Below are 23,789 nucleotides of genomic sequence, written 5' to 3' on the forward strand. Positions count from 1 at the left end.
CCGTTTTTTATTAGTTGGATGACAATTTACAGTACGCCGCGGCGCATTTGGTCCCGTTCAATTGATTCAAACAGGGCCGTAAAGTTGCCTTCACCAAAACCTAAGTTATTCTTACGTTGGATGATTTCGATGAAAATCGGTCCAAACAGGTTTTTAGTAAATATTTGCAATAAATAGCCTGTATCATCACCATCCACCAGAATTTGGTGATGTTTGATGCGCTCACGATTCTCAGTCACTTGAGGCAACTTGTCGAAAATGGTGTCGTAGTATTCAGGGATGATGTCTAAGCATTGGATTGAGCTGCCTTCCATCGCATCCAGAGATTTTACGATATCGCGGCTTCTAAAGGCTAAATGTTGCACACCTGGGCCATTGTATTCCTTCAGATATTCATCAATTTGGTTTTTATCGCTGCCTTTACCTTCGTTGATCGGGATACAGAAGCTGCCATCTGGCGAACGTAGGGCGTAGGACACTAGCGCGGTTTGTACGCCGCTGATGTCAAAGTAGCGCACTTCCGTAAAACCAAAAATGTTTTTATAGAAGTTAGCCCAATGTTCCATTGTGCCTTTGTAGACGTTGTTGGTTAAGTGATCGACCTCGATAAAGCCTTTCTCTTGGGTGATGACTTGCTCGTCTAAATCTTCAAAATCAGCGGCATAGATATTGTTATCTGCGCCAAAGGTGTCGATGAAATAAATTAAGCTGTCACCAATGCCGTAAATCGCAGGATAAGGCAGATCTTTGTTGGCATCATCGGCGGGTTTTGCACCACGTTCAACGGCAACGCGATAGGCAAAGCCGGCATCTTCTACACGCCAGCCCATAGAACAAATGGCTGGGCCGTGGGATTTAGCAAACTTAGCTGAGAAACCTTCGCGTTCAGTGTTGAGCAGAAAATTAATGTCATTCTGTTTGTAGTACAGGATGTCTTTGTTCTTGGCTTTTTTCAGCAGAGAAAAACCAAAGTCGATAAAGACTTTGTGCATAAAATCAGTATCAGGGCTGGCGAATTCAGTGAATTCGATACCTAATAAGCCCAGTGGATTGAGTTCGCTTGCCATGATGTTTTCCTCGTTATTTTAGTGCAACACGCCGTCACTCTAATGACTCCCGCATGGGAGTGCTGGTGGCTTGGGGCTAGTCTTCTAGCCAAGAGCGGTTGTAGTCTTTGCTCATGCAATTTTGTACATGTTCGGTTAATTTCAGTGGGGCGAACGTGTCCACCATCACTGCATATTCATAGGTTTCTTTTTTGCCAATTGAGGCTTCAGTTCGGCCCGGTTGTGGTCCGTGGGCCACGCCTTTTTGATGTAAGGTCATGTAACCCGCTTCAATACCCGTGCGGCTCATAAAGTCGCCATCGACGTAATACAAGACTTCGTCGCTATCTATGTTGTTGTGGTAATAAGGCGCCGGAATCGATTTAGGGTGGAAATCGTAGGGGCGCGGTACGAAGTTACAAATCACAAAGTTATGGGCGGTAAAGACTAAGTGATCAGAAGGGGGGAGATGGATTTTGCCTACCTTTGGTGCGTATTCTGTGATGTTGAATGCCCAAGGATAAACGCAGCCATCCCAACCTACTAAATCAAAGGGATGCCATTCGAGCGTGGTGAGTTGGTATTTATCGCCAAACTTACACACTAAGGGGAAGGCGCCGCGCTCAACCACAGCATCTTGCAATGTAGGTACGCGCAAATCGCGCTCGCAGTAAGGTGCCGATTCTAATAGCTGACCATACTCGTTACGGAAATGCTTAGGCACTTCCACCATAGAGAATGACTCGATGACGAAAAGTCGCACATTGCTGTAATCGTTGAATTTAAGCTGATAAGTCGTGCCACGTGGGATCACGAGATAGTCCCACTTTTGGACCTTAATCGTGCCGTACTCGCTGTAGAGTGTGCCTTCGCCTTCGTGGACAAAAACCACTTCATCGGCATAGGCGTTACGGTAAAACTCGTCGGTATCGGCGGTGACTTTGGCGGTATACAGTGCTAAGTCATTGTTATAAAAAATCTTGTTACGGGCGCTGAAAAAATTACCTTCACGGTCGGCGTCGCGGGAATCGAGTTTATAGTTTTGGACAAGCGAGTCTTCCCAATTGGCACCATGGCCTAGGCTATAGGGCGCCACTTCTAATGCTTTGGTTGGCATGTTGTGGTGATATTTATTGGAATAAATATTGGAAAAACCATGGGTTGAGAACAACTCTTCACGGTAAAGCTCGCCGTTTTCCTTTTCAAATGCGATATGGCGCTTATGGGGAATCTGGCCTTGTTTCACATAAAATGGCATGGAGGATCCTTGGTTTTTACAGCGGCGTGAGATTAGCTCTACTTCGCTTGTCGTTATGGTTATGTGATCTTGTTATCAATTTAGTTGCTTGAATGAACAAAAAAAAGAATAATAAATCCGTTATCTCAATCCAAAAATTAGATGGTATTCTAATCTTTACGAATCGTAGTGTTTCCGTGACATGTTCATTAGAGCCAAGGAGTGACCATGCGCATCGATATTGATGCTTTTAATGTGCTGCAAGTGCTGGTGGAAGAGGGCAGTTTTGCCAAGGCGGCGGAGCGATTACACAAGGCGCAATCGGCGGTGAGTTATCAAGTTAAAAAGTTAGAAGAGCACTTAGGTGTGCCGCTTTTTAGCCGTGAGCAATATCGTGCTGAGCTGACGCAAGAGGGCCGCGTGATTTTGGCCGAGGGACAAAGATTACTGCAACACCTTGCAAACATTGAACATCTTGCCAGCCGTTTCAGTGAAGGCTGGGAGCCAAAGCTAGAGCTAGTGATAGACGGAGCCTTGCCGATGGAGCCTATTATGACGGCTTTAAAGCGTATGGCTGAACATCAAATCCCCACTAAAATTCAGCTCAATATGGAATTTTTAGGCGGCGTACAACATAGATTCGAGCGGGATAATGCCGACTTGATGTTAGTGAAAGATTATCGCACTGGCCCCTATTATCATCCGCAGCCGTTGCCTGCAATTACTAGCGTGCTGGTGGCAAGTGCTTCGCATCCTTTGTCTTTTATTCGCGAAATTAGTTTGTCTGAACTGCAGCAACATGTGGAATTAACTATCGAAGACTCTTCACCCAATAAAAGTTACCGCGATGAAATGCAATTTGGCGGCGATAAAGTGTTTTATCTTTCTGGCTTTATCATGAAAAAGAACGCCTTGTTAAAAGGCTTAGGTTTTGGCTGGTTGCCGGACTTTTTAGTGCAAGAAGAGTTGGTGAAGGGGGAGTTAGTTGAAATCGACTTTGTCGGTGGCAGTCGTTTTACGTTTATTCCACAGCTCGTCTCGACCTTAGAGCGACCGTTAGGTCGTGCGGGACAACTTTTTACCGAGTTGATATTAGAGGAGTTTGCTAAGGCTGAGCAGTTTAATGGTGTGGGTTTAGGTTGATAAGTCTTCACTTGTCATCTTTTGATACAAGTTACCGCATAAAATAATCGCATTTTGACATTTTATGTCATAGATTAATGCCTAGGTCAGATGAAGGTTTAGATTGAGAGTTAAAATAAGGCCTAAATTCAGACTGAGCTTAGATCTAGATTAGGGTCGAGATGAAGAGTGAAATTGAGCCGGGATAGGTAAAGAGTCGTCCATCGGGGTCAATCTAAAAGATAGTAACAAGGAACTGACAGTTAAGGGGAACAGTATGTCTAGACGTTGTCATGAAGTGGATTATGAAATTATCGGCCACAGTATGCAGTTGGTTGAAGTGGAACTCGATCCTAACGAAACCGTGGTCGCTGAAGCGGGCGCGATGAATTACCTAGAGCAAGATATTAGCTTTGAGGCCAAAATGGGCGATGGCTCTGAGCCTGAGTCAGGCTTTTTTGGCAAGTTGGTGGGCGCGGGTAAACGGGCATTGACGGGTGAGAGCATTTTTATGACTCACTTTACCAACCAAGGCAATCAAAAACGTAAAGTCGCCTTTGCCGCCCCTTATCCTGGCACTATCCTAGCGATCGACTTGGCCGAACATGGTGGTGAGCTTATCTGTCAGAAAGACAGTTTTTTGGCTGCGGCTTTAGGTACACGCGTGACGATGAAATTTAATCGCCGCTTAGGTACGGGATTTTTCGGTGGCGAAGGATTTATTCTGCAAAGCCTACAGGGCGATGGTATGGCGTTTATCCATGCGGGCGGCACCTTAGTGAAAAAAGAACTCAAAGGTGAAACCTTAAGAGTTGACACCGGTTGTCTTGTTGCATTTACCTCTGGGATTGATTACGACATAGAGCGTGCAGGCTCATTAAAGTCTATGGTCTTTGGCGGTGAAGGTTTGTTTTTAGCCACACTCAAAGGCCACGGGACTGTTTGGCTACAAAGCTTGCCATTCTCACGTATGGCGGATCGCATTATCGCCCATGCCCCATCAGCGGGTGGCAGTGATCGCGGTGAAGGCTCTGTACTCGGAGGTCTTGGTCGCATGCTCGATGGGCGCTAAATGATAAGCTGACATGCTGTCTTCTCTTAAGGCATTCCAGACTATCCTCTGGGATGCCTTTTTAGTTGAAGCCTGTCATTTCCTTCAACATTTTAAGCGTCTTTAGTTGTTGCTAAGGCAGCGTTTGGTTGTTAAGGCTTTGCTGAATGCGTCTTTCAATTAGTTTAGATATTAGATACATCATCAAATAGCCCGTGCCTAAGGCTAAAATCACCGCGACGACATTCTCCGTATACAGGCGGTAAGCGTAGAAAGTACCGACCAGTACTGCGATACCAGCAAGGCGAATAAGTAGACTTTGAGTAAAGTAGCCATGAGCTTTGATATAAGCTAGCTGGTAGCCATTGAGCATCATAAATATAAAAAACATGGAGAAATGCATTAATACTGGGGCCGCTTTAATGTATTGCTCGGGGAATAACCAAGCGACTAACGGCTTGCTCGCAAAGACCATAACGACAAAAAAAATACCGCTGATCCACAAAGAAACTTTCGTCAGCCATGATTTAATTTGTTGGACTTCGTCAAAGCGTTTTTCTCGTACGCACACTGCGACTTCGGGCAGCACAAAACGGTAGATGGGAAAGACAAAAAGCAGGGTGAGGTAAGTGATCATCGGCCGCACCACCACTTGGAAATCACCCAGTTCATCTATGCTGAAATAGGCAATAGTCAGCAGTACGGTGATGTAAATCATCAAGATACTGGCACCCGCTTCCATGGACGCCGTCAGGCTTTTCTTCATAAAACTGCGTAAACCCGTATCAAAATGCACCGCACTTAAGGGCGGAGTGGCAATATCTTTGCGCCGTTTTAAGTACATATATAAGGCAACAATGAGCGATGACAGTGTCATGCTGTAAAAGAGTGATGCAATGGCGGTTTGTTTTAAGCCATGGAAACATAATAAAAAGCTAGTCACTTGCGCGAGCGGCTCTAACCAAGTGACTCGATTGGAGATGGCATATAGCCGGTACATGGCAATTTGATTGGTAAAATAGACCTTGAGCCCCATACTCAGAATAATCCCAACCAATTGAAAATATTCTACATTGAGCTGAAGTTTGTGTTTGATATAGGGTAAAACTAAGCCCCATGTCAGTAGTACCATAGCGATCAAGCTGTAGCGGAATATATTAGTGATATCCACATCTTGCTTGGTCTGGGAGTAGGTCACCACCATAGAGGAGCGAAATCCCGTCATTAGGATTAGCGACAGTGAGATAATGTCGACCACTGTGTGATAGAGCGCTAGATCGGCTTTGGCAACCCATTGTGCTAGCCAGAGTTTAAATAGAAACCCCACAGAAATACTGGCGAGTGATGCCCAGAACCCCGCAATAATTGCCTGCTTAACCCGTTGAAGTGAGGTGTTTTCCATTATCAAAAATCCAGCGTTAGTCTACGGTCATTATCGGGATGCTATGAATTCAATTAAGATTTTGCCTTAGCCGCATGAGTATTTTTAGGTGACACTTATCTTGTCCTGTTCGATCTCTTTTCACCCTGCATGAGTCTAGCATTTAGCCAATTTACGACCAATAGCCAGATAGTAAAGATATGATAAATATCAATATGTTGCTTTATTGTAAGTTAGAACGTTATTGAGTGAGGACTGGGGTGATAAATTGTCTTACAAACAACGTTTTTGATAGATCAAAGCAGTATTAATAAGTACTCAACGCCCAGATAAGCGCTGGGCGTAGTTGTAAAAGTGTCAGTTATAAATGCCATTTTGCCATGGGAAGTTAATCGGTAATGATATTGACGATATCGAGGATTTTACGGCTGTTATTATCGAGTTTGATTAGTGCACCTTCGACTTGAATGCTAATGATGCCATCTCTGTCTAAGGGCACTACGATGCGGCCGCGATCATAAATATCATGCTCAAGCACATCACCACGCTGGAGTTTTTTCTGCCAACCGGGTGGCAGTGGCTGACCTTGGTCTACTTTTTTCTGTAATCCCGGCGGTAGGCTTTTATCCTTTTTGTGGTGCACATGGTCATCTTTAGCAAAGGTAGAGATGGACATAGTTAAGCTGAGGACAAGTCCTGTGATTACCACTGAGGTCAATTTATTCATCTGTACTCCTAAGGGGCATTGAGTTGATGTTGTGTCCAATGCTGGATGTGGCCAACAATAGGCGATGCTAAATGAACTATAGCTGAACGTTCTAGCTCAAGATTGCTTTCTAGCGGGTTAACATGAGTACGGCTTGCCATTGTTCGGCGGTCACAGGTTGGATACTGAGTCTTGACCCCTTAGAGACTAAATACATGTCCGCCAGTTGGGGTAAACTTTTTATCAAACTTAAGGGAATAATCTCGTTAAATTTTTCGACAAAGCGGATATCCACTCGCAGCCATCTTGGTTTGGTTGGATCTGACTTAGGGTCGAAATACTTCGATTCGGGATCGAAGGCTGTGCTGTCGGGATACGCATTGGTCACAACTTCAGCGATACCGACAATTCCGGGCACTTTGCAGCTTGAATGGTAAAAAAATACCTGATCACCAATCTGCATCTCATCGCGCATAAAGTTGCGCGCCTGATAGTTACGGATCCCATGCCAAGCTTCAGTTTGGTTAGGGCAAGCCTTAAGATCATCTATGCTGAATTCGTCGGGTTCCGATTTCATAAGCCAGTAGTTCATCTTGTTTCCTTTACTCATAGTTGCCGTTAAGCGCTTCAATACCGCTGAGTTTATCTGAATTTTGTCGAATACCCCAGTTCGTCACCCATATCAAATATTGTGAGTTTGATTAAGTTTCCGTTCAGATAACGTGGCTTAGCCTGTTGACAGCAATCTTATTTGGTATGCCTTATGCAAATTCTCGTTTCTAAGGCAAAGCGTCAAATTCGATCTCGGTGTGTGACTGGTGTCGTACAAGTTGTGGCAGCAGAGGCAACCAAAACCTGTGAGGTGTGTTATGGGGACTTCAACAATGACATCCGATTGTGGCTTATACACTAAATATCTTAAGGATTTTACGGCGGGTGATGTGATCTTAAGTCATGAGCGAATGCTGGAATTTATTAATGACCTGACAACGCAAGGTTGGTTATTGGCTAATTTCACTTGGGACTATTGGTATAACAACAGTTACTTAGTCGATAAACCTGCCTATATTCGTGATGCGAGCATCGCACAATGTAAGTTGCTGTTGACGGCCATGACGCGACTCGAGGTTTTTAGCCCCGGCGTGTTAGAAAATATGCGTCGCCAAGGGGTGTTACTGGCCATTGTTGAGCGGTTACAAAGCTTAAATGTGCCTAAGTCGAGTACTCATTTTGAGTTTATCAGCCGTTAGCACTGGGCTTTAATGGATTGTTATCTAATCGTTTGTCTTACTCTTTAGTCTAATAAAGTCCTTTTTTACTTGTGACATGATCCGTGGATTGGTTAGTTTGGACCTCGCTAACCATAATAATAAATGCACGGAGGCCTTAATGTCAGTTCCTACAAGCCAAGTTATAAGCCCGCTCAATGTTAGCGAGTTTAGAGGCGAGTCATCACCGAAACTCGTTGAGAAGACCATAGGTCAATATCTTGATGAGATTGCGGCAACGTATCCCGACCAATTAGCTGTCGTCGTACACCATCAACATATCCGCTGGAATTACCGCCAATATCTTGCCCAAATCGATGCGCTCGCCACAGGACTATTAAAACTCGGTATTAAGTCTGGTGATAGGGTAGGGATTTGGTCGCCTAACAATATCGAGTGGTGTTTAACCCAATATGCGACCGCTAAAATTGGCGCCATCATGGTGTGTATTAATCCTGCGTATCGCCCTGAAGAGTTGCAATATGCGCTGAGTAACGTGGGTTGCCGCGCGGTAATTTGTGCCGATAAGTTTAAATCCAGCAATTATCTTGAGATGCTATATGAATTGGCGCCTGAGCTAACTTCTTGCCCAGCGGGTAAATTACAAGCTAAAGCCGTACCTGAGCTTGAATTTGTGATCCGTATGGGCGCGGAGAAATCCGTCGGTATGTTGAATTTTGATGACTTGATCGTTGATGTGACCGCCGCTGACAGGATAATGCTCGAGAGTATTGCTAAGGAATTAAGCCCGTACGATGCGATTAATATCCAGTTTACCTCTGGCACGACGGGCAGCCCGAAAGGTGCGACCCTATCCCATCATAACATATTGAATAATGGCTATTTAGTCGCAGAGGCGATGAAGTTTACCTGCCACGATAAACTCTGTATTCCAGTGCCTTTATACCATTGTTTTGGCATGGTACTCGGCAGTTTAGTCTGCTTAGCCAAAGGCGCAGCTGCTGTGTTCCCCGGTGAATCCTTCGATCCATTGACGACATTGCAAGTGATTGAGCAAGAGCGTTGCACCGCTTTGCATGGCGTACCGACCATGTTTATTGCCGAGTTGGAACACCCTGAGTTTGCTCGTTTTGATTTGAGTTCCTTACGTACCGGCGTGATGGCGGGGGCAACTTGTCCTGAAGAAGTGATGCGACGTGTACAAAACCTGATGTATATGAAGGAAGTGCTGATTGGTTATGGTCAGACCGAATGCAGTCCGCTCAATCACATTACTGAAATCGACTCACCCGTAGAGAAACGCGTTCTCACCGTTGGCCGTGCTTTACCCCATACCGAAGTGAAAATTGTCGATGAATTTGGCGAAGTGCTGCCAATTAATCAACCCGGCGAAGTCTGTAGTCGTGGTTATTGCATTATGCAGTGTTATTGGAATGATCCTGAGAAAACGGCGGCAACCATAGACAGTCAAGGCTGGCTACATTCGGGCGATATTGGCCAAATGGATGAGCAAGGTTATGTGCAAATTGTGGGGCGCATTAAAGATATGATTATTCGCGGCGGCGAGAATATTTATCCCCGTGAGATTGAAGAGAAACTTTACACCCATAAAGATGTGCAGGATGCGGCGGTCTTTGGCGTTCAAAGCGATAAATACGGCGAGGAGGTGTGTGCTTGGATTAAAGTCCGCTCAGGAGCCGCGATTACAGAGGCTGATATTCGTCATTTTCTCACCGAGAAATTCGCCTACTTTAAAGTGCCGCGCTACATCAAGTTTGTGGATCAGTATCCAATGACAGTGACGGGAAAAATTCAGAAATTCAAAATGCGCGAGCTGATGTATCAAGAGTTATATGAAGATATTAATGCTTAAGTGATGTGATTTTGCGAGTGCGCTTTTTTGACTTTCAAGCCGCGCAATGTGGCTTGAATTTTATTCTATCTAGCTATTTCGGTTAGCAGATAAACGAACAAGCTAATTGGCTAATGAAAAAGTTGGCGAGTCATACCATCAAGTCAAGCTGCATGTTGAGTTAGCTTTCGCTGCTAATGTCGTTATTCTAATTGTAACAAAACTTCACTTCCCCGCTGTGGCTTGATGGCTATACTAAAACTAGTCATAAAATCTAACCAGTCATAAAATCTCGGCAGATAAAAACGAAAGCGTTAAGTTGTCGATGATGTAGTCGTAAATCCATGTAGGCAAAGGAGTACTAAATGGTTCGATGGCGTTCAATGCTCCTTGTGTATTGTCTTTCCTTTATGGGATTGAGCGTAGCTAAAGCGGATACCTTAATGCTCACTTCTTTACTTTGGCCGCCTTATTCAGGAGAGCAATTAACGGAGCAGGGTGCCAGTATTGCCGTGGTACGGGCGGCGCTGAACGTTATGGGACATCAGTTAAAAGTGGATTTTTATCCGTGGAGCCGCGCTGTCAAACTTACGACTATGCCGAACTCTGACTACATAGGTTATTTTCCTGAATACTATGTAGAGACAGAAAAGTTTATCTTTTCAAAACCGATTGGCGAAAGTCCATTGGGGCTGGTGGAGCAAAAGTCCCATCCAGTAAGTTGGAATTATATTGAAGATCTTAATCGCTATACCTTAGGTGTGGTGAAAGATTATGTGAATACTCAGGCCTTAGATCGCATGATCGTTTCCGGTGTACAGCGGACTGAAGCTGTGACTTCGGATGAGCATAATGTCAAAAAAGTTGCCGCAGGTCGGATTGATGCCGCGGTGATTGATGTCAACGTTCTGCACTATTTACTCAAGCAAAAGCCCTTACAGCCGCTGGCGACAAAGTTGCAAATCAATCGGCAAATTCTGGCGAATAAGCAGCTCTATATCGCGTTTCGTAATACAGAAGAGGGACGGCGTTGGCGAGATATTGTTGACCAAGGTTTAGCGCAGGTTGACGTAGAAACCATCATTGGAGAGCTACTTTATCGTGAAGACTAATGTAGGGTTTTAGGATAGTTTATTCTTTGTTTTACTCGTTATTTTTCTGCTTATTTCCCCGTACAGTCACTTCTGATATGCAGTTTGTCATCATTTTGTCTTTGTTCACTATTAGTATCACTTTAACGGCATGAGTTGTTCTCTCATTTTATTGATTAAGGTGACATGAAGAAACTTCCTTTTGAGCTTCCATTTGAGTTAGATACGCTGCAGCAACTCATTGATACTCATCATCTTAAGTTAGATTATCAGATCCTTGCCGACATTCCATTCCGCCAAGAGCATTTCCCCCTTTACAGTGTTGAGTTAGGTGGTACAGATACGCCTTGTCCGACAGTACTCTTTGTGGGGGGCGTGCATGGGGTTGAGCGTATTGGATCTCAAGTTATTTTGGCATTGTTAAACAGTTTATTGCAGCGGCTTGTTTGGGATAAACACCTACAACAGATGTTAACGGGCCTGCGGTTAGCTTTTGTACCTGTAGTGAATCCTGTTGGGTTATTCATGGGAACGCGGGGCAATGGTAATCAAGTGGATTTGATGCGTAACGCTCCGATAGAATCCCGTGAAAAAGTGTCCTTTATGGTGGGAGGACAGCGTATATCGTCACGGCTGCCCTGGTATCGCGGTATTGGGGGAATGGAGCTGGAAACTGCGGGTTTAGTTGCCTATGTACAACAACTGTTGAGTCGCAGCACAAGTTTGATTTCGCTCGATGCCCACTCGGGATTTGGCTTGAGTGATCATATCTGGTTCCCCTACGCCCATACCCGTACCGCCTTCGAAAATGCCAATTATATTTTTCATCTAAAACAATTATTTGAACAGAGTTATCCCCATCACGGCCATTATCGGTTGGCGCCGCAGAGCCAGTTTTATCGCACTCATGGTGATATTTGGGATTATCTCTATCGCCAGCACCAAGTGGCTGATCCTTCTGCTCAGGTGCCATTTTTACCTTTGACATTAGAGATGGGATCTTGGGCATGGATAAAGAAGAATCCTAGACAAATATTTAATTTTGCTGGCTTTTTTAATCCACAAAAAACACATCGTCACCATAGGATTTTACGCAGGCATACAGTACTCATGCAATTTATGATGGAAGCGGCCTATGCCCAATCGTTAGAGCAGTTAACACCTGAACGTTTGACTGAGCTGACAGAGCGTGCGCGGCATTATTGGTATCGGGAGTCTCAGTCATGACAACTTGGGTGTTATTAAGGGGATTAATGCGTGATCAGCGCCATTGGAATGGTTTCGATCAGCGTCTGCGACAAAAGGGATTGCGAGTGCTGACACCGGATCTTCCGGGCAATGGGACGCTATCCCACGAATTAAGTCCGCTTAAGATTGCTGATTATGCCCATGCCGTGTGGCAGCAATTAGATGAGCAGGTACAGGAAGGGGAGACTATTTATCTCCTCGGCTTGTCTATGGGCGGTATGTTGGCGTTGGAAATGGCATGCCAGCGACCTTGGCAGATAAGGCATGCCTTTGTATTAAACAGCAGTGCGGCGAATTTATCGTATTGGTATCAAAGATTTAATCCGCTGAATGCATTGAAGGCTTTTTTCATGCGTGCTCGGGGTAACGCTTTACATCCAATCGAGTCGACTATAGTGCGTTTAACCAGTTTTCGTCATCGGCGAGACCGAGAGTTAATTGTCAAGTGGAGTGAGTTTCGCCGCGATACCACACCAAGTAGACGTAATGTATGGCGACAACTTTGGGCGGCTTTTCAATACCAATGTCCATTGACAGTGGAAGTACCGATAACTGTGCTCTGCGGTGACCGTGATGCGCTGGTGAGTATGGCATCGAGTAAGGCGTTAGCACGGCATTTTTACACCGATTTGATTGTACTCGCGTATTGTGGTCACGATGCCGCTATAGATACACCCGCAAAACTGGCGCATTATCTGTTGGAAATTGTGGGGGCGACTAAGCCGCAAGTGCAGTTTTCTGTGGATAGTGAGCCTGCCAATACTCAATATGATTGCAACGATTTATTGGAGGAAGAAATAGCCTTAAACGAAGCGATATTTGCTGTATGGGATGACAAAGCGCTATCCACTCTTGAAACCAAATAATCGAGAGTGAATAGCGCAGTTAACACATTGTCTTATTAAGCTTTAGCCACTACGGTTTGGCCTATCGGTGTGAGGCTGATTAAAGCTAACTTAAGATGTTGTATCCCAAAGGGAATACCGATAATCGTCACAAAACAAGCTAAGGCGTGGACCAAATGCCCTATGGCTAACCAGATCCCAAACAGTAAGAACCAAATGATATTTCCTACCATGCCTAATGCACCTGTGCCCAAGTCTTCACGTCCAGTTAAGTGGCGACGGTTCATTTGTTCTTGGCCGAAGGGCCAAAAGGTCATTTCGCCGATAACAAAACAGGCGCGGCCGAAGGGAATACCAATGATACTGATAAAACACAGGATACCTGCGAGCCACCAAGCGAGTCCCATCACAAATCCGCCGAGTACAAACCAAGCTATGTTGAATATTAAGCGTAATACAGCCATTGAAAGCTCCTTATGTTTACCCTGTTAGCCTTTATCGTTAGCTTCGATAAATTGAATATATGTCAATGTCTAAGCGATAACTATGCCAACTATTTAAATTGTTCATAATCAATTGGTTAATTATATGTATTCGAGATTCATGTGTCATTTTCACTAGTTTTTCGCCAAATTGATAATTTCTTAAGGGCGTAACAGGAAGGGCGGAGTTACACTAGCCTTCCCTTAACTGGTTTAAAAACCAGAGAATTTAATCGTTTGAGTAGCTTGATGTTTGCAAATTCCCCTGTCGATACATTTGCCTTTGCTGGCAGAGACATATTCCTAAAACGTGATGATTTACTGCATCCGGCGTTTAGTGGCAATAAAGCTCGCAAATTCGGCTATTTTTTAGATCATGAATTTGCAGGCATCAGCAAGGTGATAGGTCACGGCTCGCCATTGGCTAACTCACTGTATTCATTGTCAACATTAGCGAAGATGAAAGGCTGGCAATGTGATTTTTATGTAGATCATATTGCCAGTCAAGTGGTTAAACATCCTACGGGCAATTACGCTGCCGCTTTAGCGAATGGCGCTAATATTATCGATTTAAGTGTGTTAATAGCACAAAAGCAGGCGTGCACTCAGTCGCAATCTGAGCCTCACGTTTTGTCAAATCTTAATGCTAGGCCTGAGCCTACTGCGCAAGTGGGCGATGTGCGACTGAGTTGCCCAGATTATATCGAGGCTCAAGTACTCGTGAATGAGCCGACGGCGCTTTTTATCCCAGAGGGTGGTCGCTGTGCTTACGCCGAATACGGGGTTAATAGATTGGCGCAAGAGATAGTACTGTTTGCGAATGCGAATGGATTGGTTGATTTAACGGTGTTTTTACCATCGGGGACGGGAACGACTGCGTTATTTTTAAATCAGTATTTTATCCGTCAGCAAACGGATATTCGCGTCGTGACTTGTGCTGTTGTCGGTGGCGATGATTATTTGCGCTTGCAATTTTCCTTACTTAATTCCAATACCAGTGAGCATCCACAGATTGTTAATGTCGGCAAGAAATATCATTTTGGTAAACTTTACCCCGAATTTTATGCCATGTGGCAGCGGGTCTGCGCCTCAGGCGTGCAGTTTGAATTACTCTACGATCCCTTAGGTTTTATTGTGCTTGAAGATTATTTACAACGTAGTGAACCAGGTCATGTGATGTATTTGCATCAAGGCGGATTATTGGGGAACGAGACCATGTTGCCGCGTTATCAGCGTAAATTTGGCCAAAGTGGCTAATCCTGTGCCTCAGATCATTGACTTAGTGACACTAAGACATAATATGTTTGAAGCTGTGTAATGCTAAGTTAAGCTGATGATTTGGAACGATGGGGAATATCAATGACTGAAGCGGAATATCTCGCCAATTACAATCCTAAGGTTTTTAAGGCTCAGCTACTGACAGTGGATGCCGTATTGTTTACCTATCACGATCAGCAACTTAAAGTACTCTTAGTACAACGCTCAAATCATCCATTTTTAGGTTTATGGGGATTACCTGGAGGGTTTATCGATGAAAATTGCGATCAATCCCTTGAGCAAACTGTATTACGTAAACTGCATGAGAAAACCGCAGTAGTGCCACCTTATATTGAGCAGCTTTGCACTGTGGGTAATAGTCGTCGCGATGTCAGAGGCTGGTCGGTGACTGTGTGTTATACCGCCTTGATGAGTTATCAAGCTTGCCAAATTCAGATTGATTCAGTGAGTGATGTTAAGTGGTGGCCATTAGCGGATGTGTTGCAGATGCCCTTGGCGTTTGATCATTTGCAGTTAATCGAGCAAGCGCGGGAACGCTTAACACAAAAAGCCTTATATTCTTTAGTGCCAGGATTTGCACTGTCTGAACCTTTTACCTTGCCAGAATTGCAGCATGTACATGAGGTTTTACTGGGCAAGCCTATCCAAGGTAAATCTTTTCGTCGGCGGGTTGAACAGGCTGATTTATTGATCGATACGGGATTAAAGCGCACCGAACGTGGTCGTCCTGCTAATTTATACCGCTTGAAACCCAATACCGCATCGTATCGCTTCTTAAGAAATTTAGAATGTTGATCACAGTGAATATGGATTTAAGCAAGATATTCGCCTTGCTCAATATGAGTAACGGCGACTGCTTATGCCTTATTCATGGTGACTTTGAATCAGTAAAGGCTGTTTAATTACTGATTTTGCCTTAATGTCTCCGGTTCTTGTATCACTTGATACCCATATTGTAGCTTCTTAGTTGTCTTTCCCACTAATAGTGTCTAAAAGACACTATGTGCCATTTAAGCATAACATTTCAGGTTGCTCCGTTTGAAATAGTCTAAAAATCAACTTTACACAATAATGTCTTTAAGACACTATTGTTCATGTAGACAACAAGGGCGCCGTCAATTTCGGCAATCTTGCCACAGACAGGAGGTTACTATGTCTCAACGTATTCAAGCGTCTCAACGTATTCAAACGTCTCAAGATGCTTCTCACGCTCAACGTTCGCAAGCCGATTTTTATCGGTTACCCGCAGCTAGCGATGAGACTCACTACCGTTTATTTCAATTTGGTGCGGGGGAAAACCATGTTCAACTACTGGTTCCTCCAGCGAAACGCGTCACAGTTTTCTTCGGTTATCGTGGCGATCATTCCATCATGCAGCTCTTGTTGTTAACTGATGCATTGCGTCGTAGTGGTGCAGAGCAAATTGAGCTGTTACTGCCTTATATGCCGGGCGCTCGCCAAGATAGGGTGTGTAATGCCGGTGAGGCCTTGTCGGTAAAAGTCTATGCTAGCCTAATTAATCAGCAGCAATATGCTTCGGTCACTGTATTTGACCCTCACAGCGATGTCACCGCCGCATTGTTAGACCGAGTTCAGGTTATAGACAATCACAGCTTTGTCGCCGCTATCACTGCCCAATTATCGGGTGAGCTAGTGTTAGTCTCGCCCGATGCGGGGGCGAATAAAAAAGTATTCGGCTTAGCTAAAGCGTTACAGGGAATGCCGGTGATCAGGGCCGATAAACATCGCGATGTGGTCAATGGTCATATTATCGCTACCGAAGTGTTCTGTGATGATTTATCGGGTAAAACCTGCTTAATCGTCGATGACATTTGTGCTGGTGGTAGAACTTTTATCGAACTTGCCATCAAGTTAAAGCAAAAGGGGGCCCAAAGCGTCATTTTGATCGTGTCACATTATGAAGATAAGGCCAGCGAATCGGCTCTGCGCGAGGTGGGCATCGACAGATTATTTTGTACCGATAGTTTAGGTGTCCCTGCACATATTTCGAGCGAGTTCTGTGATTGCCATGCTGTTTTGAGTTATATGAATCATTAAGGAAAATATTATGTACTTGAATCCCGTTACCGCCATTGATGGCTATAAAGTCGACCACCGTCGTCAATATCCCGATAATACTCAAGTGATTTTTAGTAACTTGACCGCCCGTAAATCCCGTCGTGGTTATACAGACCAAATGGTGTTTTTTGGCTTGCAGTATTTTATCAAGCATTTCTTGATCGACAGTTGGAACCGTGATTTCTTTCAACAACCTAAAGATCAGGTCATTCGTCAATTCTCCCGCCGTATCAATAACTATCTCGGGCCGAATAATGTTGGCACTCAGCATATTGAGGAGTTGCATGATTTAGGTTATTTACCAATTAAAATTATGGCATTACCTGAAGGCTCAGTGTATCCATTAAAAGTGCCTTGCTTGATTTTGTACAATACCGATGAGCGGTTCTTTTGGTTGACCAATTATCTCGAAACCATCCTTTCCGCTAATGTGTGGGGTATGTGTACCAGTGCTACTACCGCGCTGCAATACCGCAAAATATTTGAGACTTACGCGCTAGAAACCGATGGTGACATCGCATTTGTTGATTGGCAGGGCCATGATTTTAGTTTCCGCGGCATGTATGGTGCAGAGGCTGCGGTAATGAGCGGCGCCGCCCATTTACTCAGTTTTATGGGTACAGATACCATTCCCGCGATTGATTTTCTTGAGCAATATTACCTTGCCGATAGTGATAATGAACTCGTTGGCGGCAGTGTGGCCGCAACGGAGCACAGTGTGATGTGTGCAGGTGGCATGGAGAATGAATTAGAGACGTTCCGCCGTCTGATTGAAGATATTTATCCTACGGGCATTGTCAGCATTGTTTCAGATTCTTGGGATTTTTGGCAGGTGATGACAGAATTCACCTTAGCGTTAAAAGACCGCATTCTTGCCCGCGATGGCAAAGTGGTGTTTAGGCCTGATACCGGTTGCCCTGTGAAGATCATTTGTGGCGATCCACAAGCACCAATCGGGAGTCCTGAATATAAAGGCGCTATTGAGTGTCTGTGGGACGTCTTTGGGGGTAGCACAACTGCCAAAGGTTACAAAGCGCTGAATAGCCATGTTGGACTGATCTATGGCGATTCAATCACCATAGAACGTGCTGAAGCCATTTGTGCTGGTTTAAAGGCCAAAGGTTTTGCGTCAACCAATATTGTGTTTGGGATTGGCAGTTTTACCTATCAACACGTGACCCGAGATACTGACGGTTATGCCGTGAAAGCGACCTTTGCGAAAGTTGATGGTAAAGATAGAGAAATATTTAAAGATCCTAAAACAGATGATGGCACTAAAAAATCCGCTAAGGGTTTAGTAGCGGTATTTAAAGATGAGCAGGGTCAATTTTATCTTAAAGATCAAGCCAGCTGGCAAGATGTCAACAATTGCGAGTTTGTTCCCGTATTTGCCGATGGTGAACTATTAACGGAATATTCTTTGGCAGATATTCGCGCAAGGTTGGCAGAGTCTAGAAGTTGAGCTTATCGATTTGTGATTTTTAACGGCTATCGACAATAGCGAAGATAAAACTGGCAATGTGATTTCTATTAGGGTCATATTGTCAGTTAAGTTTTGAATTTATTTTACGTCGTGTAAGTAAAGCGCCCCATAAATAGTCAAATGCAAATACAAGCGATTAAGACAGTAACTGGTTCCGTTTAAGAATTTTATAGGTACGACGGCCAATGTTTTCGAGGTTTTTTAAATCTTTTAGGCTAGGCGCCACCTCACTAAATTGCCAATAACTGATTTCGGCATCTAACATTTCCAGCATTTTCTTCGAACAACCTAAACATTGTCCCTGGCACAGTTGTGCTTCTTCTAAATTGAATGGAATAGTCTCTTTGATCTGGTTTATCAAGGTTTGCATGGCAATTTGAGTATTGGGTTTTGGCATAGATGATGTGCTGAACAGTATTCATGTGTATGAATATTAGCGGATGCTGCAATGGAAAGAGGTGATCTAACGCTGGATTTGACTCATTTGGTTCGGCAGGTATCTGTGTGAGAGAGATACAGCCTGAACCAAATGTGCTCGTCATAATGACGTAAAAAAGGATAGCGTGTTCGTGACATTCGGCTATCAGTCTACTTAAGTGCTCGGTACTGCGAAGATAATGGAAACCGATTAAATACACTTGAGTAAACGGGTACTGCGGTATTAATTTTTAACTTATCGTTTTACTTACTTTTTGACTTATTTGTTCGCGGACAATAACCATTTCATAAAGCTGATGGCTTCTGTACGTTTAGAAAAAGTCTGTCTGTTTTTACCTTGACGATCGGTAAAAGCAATTGAGGTTTTATTTACTGAGATTGAATCTACAGGGAAGTTCACTGTAATTTCATGTCCATTAATTTTGTATGACATATGCCACACTCCTTTTTGTTAATTCACCCATAGGTGAGATAGTTGTAACTATAAAATATCCTTAGCAATTGTGCGAAAGATTCGTTCTATTGAGTATCGAGGTTACCCCATCTTTGATTCATTAATCAAGAGATGCTTAATCGATAAATATTTCATGTTGTCGATTACGTCAATGGAATAACTCGATTCAACCAGTTGACCATAGCTTAATGACAATACTATGACAACAAGGAGAACGGTAAGTTCACAGACATAACCACATGATTTTAGTGATATCGAATGATTGAGCTTATGGGGTTTTGCTTGTAGTAGGCTTTCTTTATGAGGACCGAACTCTGATTGCTAAATATCAGGCTGGGTTAAAAAGGTAAACAACAAGGTGTATCTCAAAACGACGTGCAGTATATCAATAAAAATGGCTTATGCAAGTTTAATTTTTATTCGATGTCATTATTTATTTGCTAATGTTGAATTAAAGTGTATTTTTCGTGGCTATTTACTTGATTTAAAGAGGTATAGTTAGGTCTGTTTATGGGTTGTTTTTTATTTTTGTGGTAATTGACTAAGGTTAATATTGCCGTTTTATAGGTAAATGTTATAAAAAATCCCACTAAAATAGGTCATTTTAATGGGATTAATCGTAGTCAGTTATGTAATGGACTCATTAAACTGAATTTATAAATGAATCTATGCGTTTGCTGTTGTTTAAAAACTCAGTCAAAAGGTTTAATAAATCAGTTCACCTATGGGATTGAGTAGCTTACTCAGACCTTTGGTAAAATGCAGCGGTGCATCTAATACTGTGTAGCATAAGCAACCGTTAATGGTTTTCGGTGAGTGATGATGTTGGCCGTCAAGCACGATAAAATCACCTGGCACATAGACACCATTAAGATCGGAAAACTCTCCGGCTAGCAATAGTGTTAGTTCATAACCTTTATGGGTATGTTGGGGGATTTCACCTTGGGCATCTATATGCAATAGGCTAGCGCGGGTGTTCGTTTCGTCGACATCAAAACGCATGCGACTGACTTTGCCTAATATTTGCCATGGACGGGCCAAATGCTGACGAAACACCGAGGGCACAGTGTAATGCTGTTGCTTTATGTCGACATCGATAGGGGCGTTATTAGGCACATTTGTCGCTGCCGGTTGAGCCATGATTTGCGCCATCATAGCGTCAATGTCCAATGCCGATTCTTGATTGTCGCCAGAGTGTTGCACCTCAACATACTCTCTGTGCATCAACTCTTCGCCCGTATCATTTGCAGCATGACCGCCATCAGGATTTAATGCTAAATTTGCAGCTTGTTCTGTGAATAGGGCAAGCTGCTCTCGACAAGTCTCACATAGGTCGCAGTGTGCGGATATTGCTATCGCCATTGATAAAGGTAAGTTCCCATTGGCATGGCTGACGAGTAATTCTTGTTGGGGATGATGCTTAATCATTGTGTGTCTCCAAGAAGCTTTTCAACTTTTCTAGCCCTAATCTTAAACGGGACTTTATGGTCCCTATTGGTACCTTTAGGGCATCGGCTAGCTCTTGTTGAGTGAGTTCTTGCATGTAAATGCCTTGCACAACTTGTCTTTGTGCTATGGGAAGGGCATCAAGATGTTGGAGTAATTTAGCCGTCAACTTGTGATCAGTGAGTGTGTCTTGAGCCATGGTCGCATCACACAGCGGCCAAATATCATCACCGAAAGTATCTTCTCTATTGTGTTGTACCCGTCTAAGCATATCGAAACATTGATTACGCATGATGGTAAACACCCAAGTTGTCACTGACCCTTTTTCTGCATTATATAGATGAGCCTTAGTCCAAACGCTGGTCATGGTTTCTTGTACTAAATCCATCGCCAATCCTTGTTGATTCAGTCTTTGTAAACCAAAGGCTCGGATCTTGGGCATGAAATGCTGAAATAAGTGACCAAAGGCGGCTCTGTCTCGGTTGTCTGCTACTTGTAGCATAAACGTGATTAAAGCATCCGCTTGAGGCTCGCAGGTTTGGGAAGCTGGAATTTCGTTATCCATAGCCGAATTAGTCAGAGACGTGATTGGGACATGATACCGAGTTTGCCTGCTTTGTGATTGAATATTTTCCATTATTTTCGCTCTTATCCCAGTCGTGAGTGCTGAGTGTGATATCAGTAACGACAAAATTGAGAAGTGTGTTGTACTTCTGAGCCCAGTTTTGCTGTCAAACTTTCAATCAATACGAAGTGGCTTAAATAAAGGATCATTCACAGTATTATTTAATGACGGCCCGCAATAGATCTCGGGTCATAATATGATCTAAGGCATTAATGCAGGTGTACTTTTCGGATGCTTGTACGGGTAATATTTCTAGCCAGCGCTGGCAGACCCAAGCGATATCATCGAACTGTTCTGTTTGGTAGTGCTTGAGATGTTGCGGATATTCCTTAAGAATGTTTTGTAACATTTGACTCAAGTAACGTTCATCGGTCGCAATACGTACAGCAGGCCAATTGTCGATTAAACTGACGTCTCCGCGCTTTAAACCATCAGCTTCGACACTGATTTTATCAAGTTTAAAGCGTTTTGAACCTTGAATACTGATCCCTAATAGTCCGTCTGGTAAGGTTTCAAAATCAATAATATGCACTAAGGTGCCTATGGGCTGAATGGTTTTACCATCCTCTTCAAGCATACATAAGCCAAAGCCTTGGCCTGACTTTAATGATTCGGCGACCAAGCGCTTATATCTAGGTTCAAATACCCGCAGTTGCGTGTAACCTTCGGGCAATAAACAAATGGGTAATGGAAAAAGAGGTAATTTCATCGTGGCCTCTGGTGAACTTATGTTCCTATCATTACGTACCATAATGGCAGTTCGATCAGTAAAATTATTCAACAGTAGTTTACCCATAGTGAGAGGATGGCATGAAATTAAATCCATTTGAGAAAAAGATCGTTCAGCATCCATTACGTTTTTGGCTACAAAATCATCTCGAAGCGCCCTTATTGACCTCTATGATGCCAAAACCTATGGCTTTGTGCGAACGCGCGTTAGAAATAGGTTGTGGGTTTGGTAACGGCATTCAGTTGATCCGCGAACATTTTGGCGCGGGACATATCACGGCCGTGGATATCGACCCTGACATGGTTGCCTCCGCACAATCCCGCTGGCAATCTCGGCCGCAAGGATTAAAAGGGCTGAGTTTCTCGGTTGCTGATGCAACATGTTTACCCTTTGCCGATAGCGAGTTTGATATGGTGTTTGATTTTGCCGTATTTCACCATATTCCAGAGTGGCAAGCGGCCATTAAGGAAGTTGTAAGGGTGCTGAAACCGAACGGATACTTTGTGATAGAGGATTTATATCGTGCCGCAATTTGTAACCCATTGAGCCGGCGCTTATTTGAGCATCCACAGCAGAATCGCTTTGATCATAGTGATTTGTTAACGGTATTGCGCCAGCTGGGATTTGAGATTGTCCGCGATAGAAATGCCTTTAATCTTGCGGGTATGGTGCTCGCCCAGAAAATATTGCGTTAGGCGTTAGAGTTGATGCTTAACCTAAATTGAATCGTTAGGATTAAATGATAGCGTTAACACTAAGACCAAATATTAGCAATGCCGCGTATTATCTGAAGATATCAGCTTAGGGATGCAGATATCTGAGATGCGCTAAACGAAGTTTATGGCCGAACTTTGCGAGAGTGGTTGTAATTTTTAGATAAAATAGACTCTCGGCATGGTTCTTCATGGGAGTTTACCGCTATAATTTGAGCTAATCCGTCGCATGTGGGGAAAGGATTTTCCTCAAGAGTAGAGAAGCAGCATTATGGCAAACGTACTTGCAACCGTAGATCAGCGTACCAAACTCGTTGGTGAGAACCGACTTGAGTTGTTGCTCTTTAGCATTAATTCCACGCAGTTATTTGCCATTAACGTCTTTAAAGTCAAAGAAGTCGTCAAGCTTCCTCCCTTGAATGCGATGCCGGGTAGTCATCCGCATATTTCTGGTGTTGCTAATATTCGCGGAATTTCTATCCCCGTGATTGATTTACGTTCGGCCATAGGGTTTAAGCCCGTGCCGCCTAACGAAGATGCCAATATGATCATTACAGAATATAACCGCAGTGTGCAGGGTTTCTTAGTCGGTAAGGTTGAACACATTATCAACATGACTTGGAGCGATATTATGCCGCCTCCGAAAACGGCTGGGCGTAATAATTATCTAACGGCAATTACTCGCATAGAGCATCAAGGTCAGTCGCAGTTAGTGTCTATTATCGACGTAGAAAAAGTCTTGGCGGAGATCATTCACTACGATATCCGTTTATCTGAAGGTGTACTCGACGAAACCTTAGTCCATGAAATGCCAGGCAGAAAAATCCTGATTGTGGATGATTCATCGACCGCCAGACGTCAAGTGCGTGAAACGTTAGGCCAACTGGGTATCGAAATTATTGAGGCATCTGATGGCTTACAAGCGCTGACGTTATTGCAGAAATGGCGCGATGAAGGTAAACAAGTTGCCAAAGAATTATTGATGATGATTACCGATGCCGAAATGCCCGAAATGGACGGTTACAAGCTCACTTCTGAAGTGCGTAGCGATAAAGCTATGTCGGATTTATTCATCACCTTAAATACTTCGTTGAGTGGCAGTTTTAACCATGCCATGGTTGAAAAAGTGGGCTGTGATAAGTTTATTTCTAAGTTCCAACCGGATTTGCTGGTGGAAGTGGTGCAAGAAAGATTAAGACAAGTGATCAATCACTGATCGCATTTTGAGATTCGAACTATCGGTGATTGACCTT

At 43.7% G+C, this 23,789-nt stretch carries 24 protein-coding genes; 13 read left to right on the forward strand and 11 right to left on the reverse strand.

Translation table 11 applies throughout. The annotated features are described in order from the left end of the window. Window positions 1-26: 26 nt before the first annotated feature. Window positions 27-1,067 carry a 4-hydroxyphenylpyruvate dioxygenase gene (hppD, locus tag L5L77_RS01475; protein WP_263185764.1) on the reverse strand — a complete coding sequence of 347 codons (1,041 nt, stop codon included), beginning with the start codon at window positions 1,065-1,067 and terminating at the stop codon, window positions 27-29. A gap of 76 nt (window positions 1,068-1,143) precedes the next feature. Then, window positions 1,144-2,304: a homogentisate 1,2-dioxygenase gene (locus L5L77_RS01480; RefSeq protein WP_011919144.1), complete on the reverse strand. Its 1,161-nt coding sequence runs from the start codon at window positions 2,302-2,304 to the stop codon at window positions 1,144-1,146. Between the two features lie 207 nt (window positions 2,305-2,511). On the opposite strand from L5L77_RS01480, the gene L5L77_RS01485 reads away from it, so the two are divergent. Both L5L77_RS01485 and L5L77_RS01490 read left to right on the forward strand, forming a co-directional pair. Then, window positions 2,512-3,426: a LysR family transcriptional regulator gene (locus L5L77_RS01485; RefSeq protein ID WP_263180317.1), complete on the forward strand. Its 915-nt coding sequence runs from the start codon at window positions 2,512-2,514 to the stop codon at window positions 3,424-3,426. A 256-nt stretch (window positions 3,427-3,682) separates the two neighbouring features. Then, a complete protein-coding gene (locus L5L77_RS01490) occupies window positions 3,683-4,477 on the forward strand; it encodes a TIGR00266 family protein (protein WP_113940919.1) in 795 nt (264 codons plus the stop codon). 112 nt (window positions 4,478-4,589) lie between these two features. Here L5L77_RS01490 and L5L77_RS01495 read toward each other — a convergent pair whose 3' ends face one another. From L5L77_RS01495 to L5L77_RS01505, 3 genes are all read right to left on the reverse strand, one after another. Next, entirely contained in the window at window positions 4,590-5,858 is a 1,269-nt protein-coding gene (locus L5L77_RS01495; protein ID WP_263180315.1) for a lipopolysaccharide biosynthesis protein, read from the reverse strand. 367 nt (window positions 5,859-6,225) lie between these two features. Continuing rightward, window positions 6,226-6,564, reverse strand: coding sequence for a hypothetical protein (locus L5L77_RS01500; RefSeq protein ID WP_263180314.1), 339 nt, complete (start codon window positions 6,562-6,564; stop codon window positions 6,226-6,228). Between the two features lie 109 nt (window positions 6,565-6,673). Continuing rightward, entirely contained in the window at window positions 6,674-7,135 is a 462-nt protein-coding gene (locus L5L77_RS01505; protein ID WP_131525022.1) for an EVE domain-containing protein, read from the reverse strand. Between the two features lie 277 nt (window positions 7,136-7,412). On the opposite strand from L5L77_RS01505, the gene L5L77_RS01510 reads away from it, so the two are divergent. The 5 genes from L5L77_RS01510 (at window position 7,413) to L5L77_RS01530 (ending at window position 12,829) form a co-directional block, all read left to right on the forward strand. Further along, window positions 7,413-7,793, forward strand: a complete 381-nt coding sequence (locus L5L77_RS01510) for a DUF6508 domain-containing protein (RefSeq protein WP_028759597.1) — start codon at window positions 7,413-7,415, stop codon at window positions 7,791-7,793. A gap of 139 nt (window positions 7,794-7,932) precedes the next feature. Continuing rightward, entirely contained in the window at window positions 7,933-9,645 is a 1,713-nt protein-coding gene (locus L5L77_RS01515) for an AMP-binding protein (RefSeq protein ID WP_263185765.1), read from the forward strand. Window positions 9,646-9,989: 344 nt separating this feature from the next. Next, window positions 9,990-10,736: a substrate-binding periplasmic protein gene (locus tag L5L77_RS01520; RefSeq protein WP_212601317.1), complete on the forward strand. Its 747-nt coding sequence runs from the start codon at window positions 9,990-9,992 to the stop codon at window positions 10,734-10,736. Between the two features lie 165 nt (window positions 10,737-10,901). Continuing rightward, entirely contained in the window at window positions 10,902-11,942 is a 1,041-nt protein-coding gene (locus tag L5L77_RS01525; RefSeq protein WP_168827414.1) for a M14 family metallopeptidase, read from the forward strand. Then, complete coding sequence (locus tag L5L77_RS01530) at window positions 11,939-12,829, forward strand: alpha/beta fold hydrolase (protein WP_263176605.1); 891 nt, start codon at window positions 11,939-11,941, stop codon at window positions 12,827-12,829. The genes L5L77_RS01525 and L5L77_RS01530 overlap by 4 nt, the downstream gene beginning before the upstream one ends. Before the next feature lie 35 nt (window positions 12,830-12,864). Here the strand turns inward: L5L77_RS01530 and L5L77_RS01535 are convergent, their stop codons facing one another. After that, window positions 12,865-13,272 (reverse strand): YccF domain-containing protein, encoded by a 408-nt coding sequence (locus tag L5L77_RS01535; protein ID WP_263163022.1) that lies wholly within the window; start codon window positions 13,270-13,272, stop codon window positions 12,865-12,867. Window positions 13,273-13,539: 267 nt separating this feature from the next. Here L5L77_RS01535 and L5L77_RS01540 point away from each other — a divergent pair, with 267 nt between their 5' ends. The 4 genes from L5L77_RS01540 to L5L77_RS01555 all read left to right on the forward strand — a co-directional run bounded on the left by L5L77_RS01540 (window position 13,540) and on the right by L5L77_RS01555 (window position 18,109). Next, the gene (locus tag L5L77_RS01540) at window positions 13,540-14,547 is read left to right on the forward strand and encodes a pyridoxal-phosphate dependent enzyme (protein WP_263221909.1); all 1,008 of its coding nucleotides are present in this window, start codon (window positions 13,540-13,542) and stop codon (window positions 14,545-14,547) included. Between the two features lie 102 nt (window positions 14,548-14,649). Beyond that, window positions 14,650-15,363, forward strand: a complete 714-nt coding sequence (locus L5L77_RS01545) for an NUDIX hydrolase (RefSeq protein ID WP_263171919.1) — start codon at window positions 14,650-14,652, stop codon at window positions 15,361-15,363. A 357-nt stretch (window positions 15,364-15,720) separates the two neighbouring features. After that, window positions 15,721-16,626 (forward strand): ribose-phosphate diphosphokinase, encoded by a 906-nt coding sequence (gene prs / locus L5L77_RS01550; protein WP_263148923.1) that lies wholly within the window; start codon window positions 15,721-15,723, stop codon window positions 16,624-16,626. Between the two features lie 10 nt (window positions 16,627-16,636). After that, on the forward strand, window positions 16,637-18,109 hold the full coding sequence (locus L5L77_RS01555; protein WP_263221910.1) for a nicotinate phosphoribosyltransferase: 1,473 nt from the start codon (window positions 16,637-16,639) through the stop codon (window positions 18,107-18,109). Window positions 18,110-18,266: 157 nt separating this feature from the next. Here the strand turns inward: L5L77_RS01555 and L5L77_RS01560 are convergent, their stop codons facing one another. The 5 genes from L5L77_RS01560 to L5L77_RS01580 all read right to left on the reverse strand — a co-directional run bounded on the left by L5L77_RS01560 (window position 18,267) and on the right by L5L77_RS01580 (window position 21,802). Beyond that, window positions 18,267-18,527, reverse strand: a complete 261-nt coding sequence (locus L5L77_RS01560; protein WP_263142482.1) for a hypothetical protein — start codon at window positions 18,525-18,527, stop codon at window positions 18,267-18,269. A gap of 300 nt (window positions 18,528-18,827) precedes the next feature. Beyond that, window positions 18,828-19,001: a hypothetical protein gene (locus L5L77_RS01565; RefSeq protein ID WP_006082106.1), complete on the reverse strand. Its 174-nt coding sequence runs from the start codon at window positions 18,999-19,001 to the stop codon at window positions 18,828-18,830. 726 nt (window positions 19,002-19,727) lie between these two features. Continuing rightward, a complete protein-coding gene (locus L5L77_RS01570) occupies window positions 19,728-20,450 on the reverse strand; it encodes a ChrR family anti-sigma-E factor (protein ID WP_263163017.1) in 723 nt (240 codons plus the stop codon). Further along, window positions 20,443-21,105, reverse strand: a complete 663-nt coding sequence (locus L5L77_RS01575) for a sigma-70 family RNA polymerase sigma factor (protein ID WP_028759609.1) — start codon at window positions 21,103-21,105, stop codon at window positions 20,443-20,445. Before L5L77_RS01575 ends, L5L77_RS01570 begins: the two co-directional genes overlap by 8 nt. A 145-nt stretch (window positions 21,106-21,250) precedes the next feature. Further along, complete coding sequence (locus L5L77_RS01580) at window positions 21,251-21,802, reverse strand: LON peptidase substrate-binding domain-containing protein (protein ID WP_028759610.1); 552 nt, start codon at window positions 21,800-21,802, stop codon at window positions 21,251-21,253. A 101-nt stretch (window positions 21,803-21,903) separates the two neighbouring features. Between L5L77_RS01580 and L5L77_RS01585 the strand changes: the two genes are divergently transcribed. Both L5L77_RS01585 and L5L77_RS01590 read left to right on the forward strand, forming a co-directional pair. Then, window positions 21,904-22,518, forward strand: a complete 615-nt coding sequence (locus L5L77_RS01585; RefSeq protein WP_168827428.1) for a class I SAM-dependent methyltransferase — start codon at window positions 21,904-21,906, stop codon at window positions 22,516-22,518. A 289-nt stretch (window positions 22,519-22,807) separates the two neighbouring features. Beyond that, window positions 22,808-23,752, forward strand: a complete 945-nt coding sequence (locus L5L77_RS01590) for a chemotaxis protein CheV (protein WP_105252200.1) — start codon at window positions 22,808-22,810, stop codon at window positions 23,750-23,752. The last annotated feature ends 37 nt before the right edge of the window (window positions 23,753-23,789 follow it).

The sequence above is a fragment of the Shewanella sp. SM29 genome (genome assembly GCF_025654245.1).
Taxonomy (GTDB): domain Bacteria; phylum Pseudomonadota; class Gammaproteobacteria; order Enterobacterales; family Shewanellaceae; genus Shewanella; species Shewanella oncorhynchi.

Excerpts from the sequence above, each read along its gene's own strand:
- L5L77_RS01520 (WP_212601317.1), top strand. The coding sequence starts at position 9,990 with ATGGTTCGATGGCGTTCAATGCTCCTTGTGTATTGTCTTTCCTTTATG.
- L5L77_RS01505 (WP_131525022.1), bottom strand. The coding sequence starts at position 7,135 with ATGAACTACTGGCTTATGAAATCGGAACCCGACGAATTCAGCATAGAT.
- L5L77_RS01525 (WP_168827414.1), top strand. The coding sequence starts at position 10,902 with ATGAAGAAACTTCCTTTTGAGCTTCCATTTGAGTTAGATACGCTGCAG.
- L5L77_RS01555 (WP_263221910.1), top strand. The coding sequence starts at position 16,637 with ATGTACTTGAATCCCGTTACCGCCATTGATGGCTATAAAGTCGACCAC.
- L5L77_RS01580 (WP_028759610.1), bottom strand. The coding sequence starts at position 21,802 with ATGAAATTACCTCTTTTTCCATTACCCATTTGTTTATTGCCCGAAGGT.
- L5L77_RS01530 (WP_263176605.1), top strand. The coding sequence starts at position 11,939 with ATGACAACTTGGGTGTTATTAAGGGGATTAATGCGTGATCAGCGCCAT.
- L5L77_RS01515 (WP_263185765.1), top strand. The coding sequence starts at position 7,933 with ATGTCAGTTCCTACAAGCCAAGTTATAAGCCCGCTCAATGTTAGCGAG.
- L5L77_RS01485 (WP_263180317.1), top strand. The coding sequence starts at position 2,512 with ATGCGCATCGATATTGATGCTTTTAATGTGCTGCAAGTGCTGGTGGAA.
- L5L77_RS01535 (WP_263163022.1), bottom strand. The coding sequence starts at position 13,272 with ATGGCTGTATTACGCTTAATATTCAACATAGCTTGGTTTGTACTCGGC.
- prs (WP_263148923.1), top strand. The coding sequence starts at position 15,721 with ATGTCTCAACGTATTCAAGCGTCTCAACGTATTCAAACGTCTCAAGAT.
- L5L77_RS01495 (WP_263180315.1), bottom strand. The coding sequence starts at position 5,858 with ATGGAAAACACCTCACTTCAACGGGTTAAGCAGGCAATTATTGCGGGG.
- L5L77_RS01540 (WP_263221909.1), top strand. The coding sequence starts at position 13,540 with ATGTTTGCAAATTCCCCTGTCGATACATTTGCCTTTGCTGGCAGAGAC.
- L5L77_RS01510 (WP_028759597.1), top strand. The coding sequence starts at position 7,413 with ATGGGGACTTCAACAATGACATCCGATTGTGGCTTATACACTAAATAT.
- L5L77_RS01590 (WP_105252200.1), top strand. The coding sequence starts at position 22,808 with ATGGCAAACGTACTTGCAACCGTAGATCAGCGTACCAAACTCGTTGGT.
- L5L77_RS01560 (WP_263142482.1), bottom strand. The coding sequence starts at position 18,527 with ATGCCAAAACCCAATACTCAAATTGCCATGCAAACCTTGATAAACCAG.
- L5L77_RS01490 (WP_113940919.1), top strand. The coding sequence starts at position 3,683 with ATGTCTAGACGTTGTCATGAAGTGGATTATGAAATTATCGGCCACAGT.
- L5L77_RS01565 (WP_006082106.1), bottom strand. The coding sequence starts at position 19,001 with ATGTCATACAAAATTAATGGACATGAAATTACAGTGAACTTCCCTGTA.
- L5L77_RS01585 (WP_168827428.1), top strand. The coding sequence starts at position 21,904 with ATGAAATTAAATCCATTTGAGAAAAAGATCGTTCAGCATCCATTACGT.
- L5L77_RS01480 (WP_011919144.1), bottom strand. The coding sequence starts at position 2,304 with ATGCCATTTTATGTGAAACAAGGCCAGATTCCCCATAAGCGCCATATC.
- L5L77_RS01570 (WP_263163017.1), bottom strand. The coding sequence starts at position 20,450 with ATGATTAAGCATCATCCCCAACAAGAATTACTCGTCAGCCATGCCAAT.
- L5L77_RS01545 (WP_263171919.1), top strand. The coding sequence starts at position 14,650 with ATGACTGAAGCGGAATATCTCGCCAATTACAATCCTAAGGTTTTTAAG.
- L5L77_RS01500 (WP_263180314.1), bottom strand. The coding sequence starts at position 6,564 with ATGAATAAATTGACCTCAGTGGTAATCACAGGACTTGTCCTCAGCTTA.
- hppD (WP_263185764.1), bottom strand. The coding sequence starts at position 1,067 with ATGGCAAGCGAACTCAATCCACTGGGCTTATTAGGTATCGAATTCACT.
- L5L77_RS01575 (WP_028759609.1), bottom strand. The coding sequence starts at position 21,105 with ATGGAAAATATTCAATCACAAAGCAGGCAAACTCGGTATCATGTCCCA.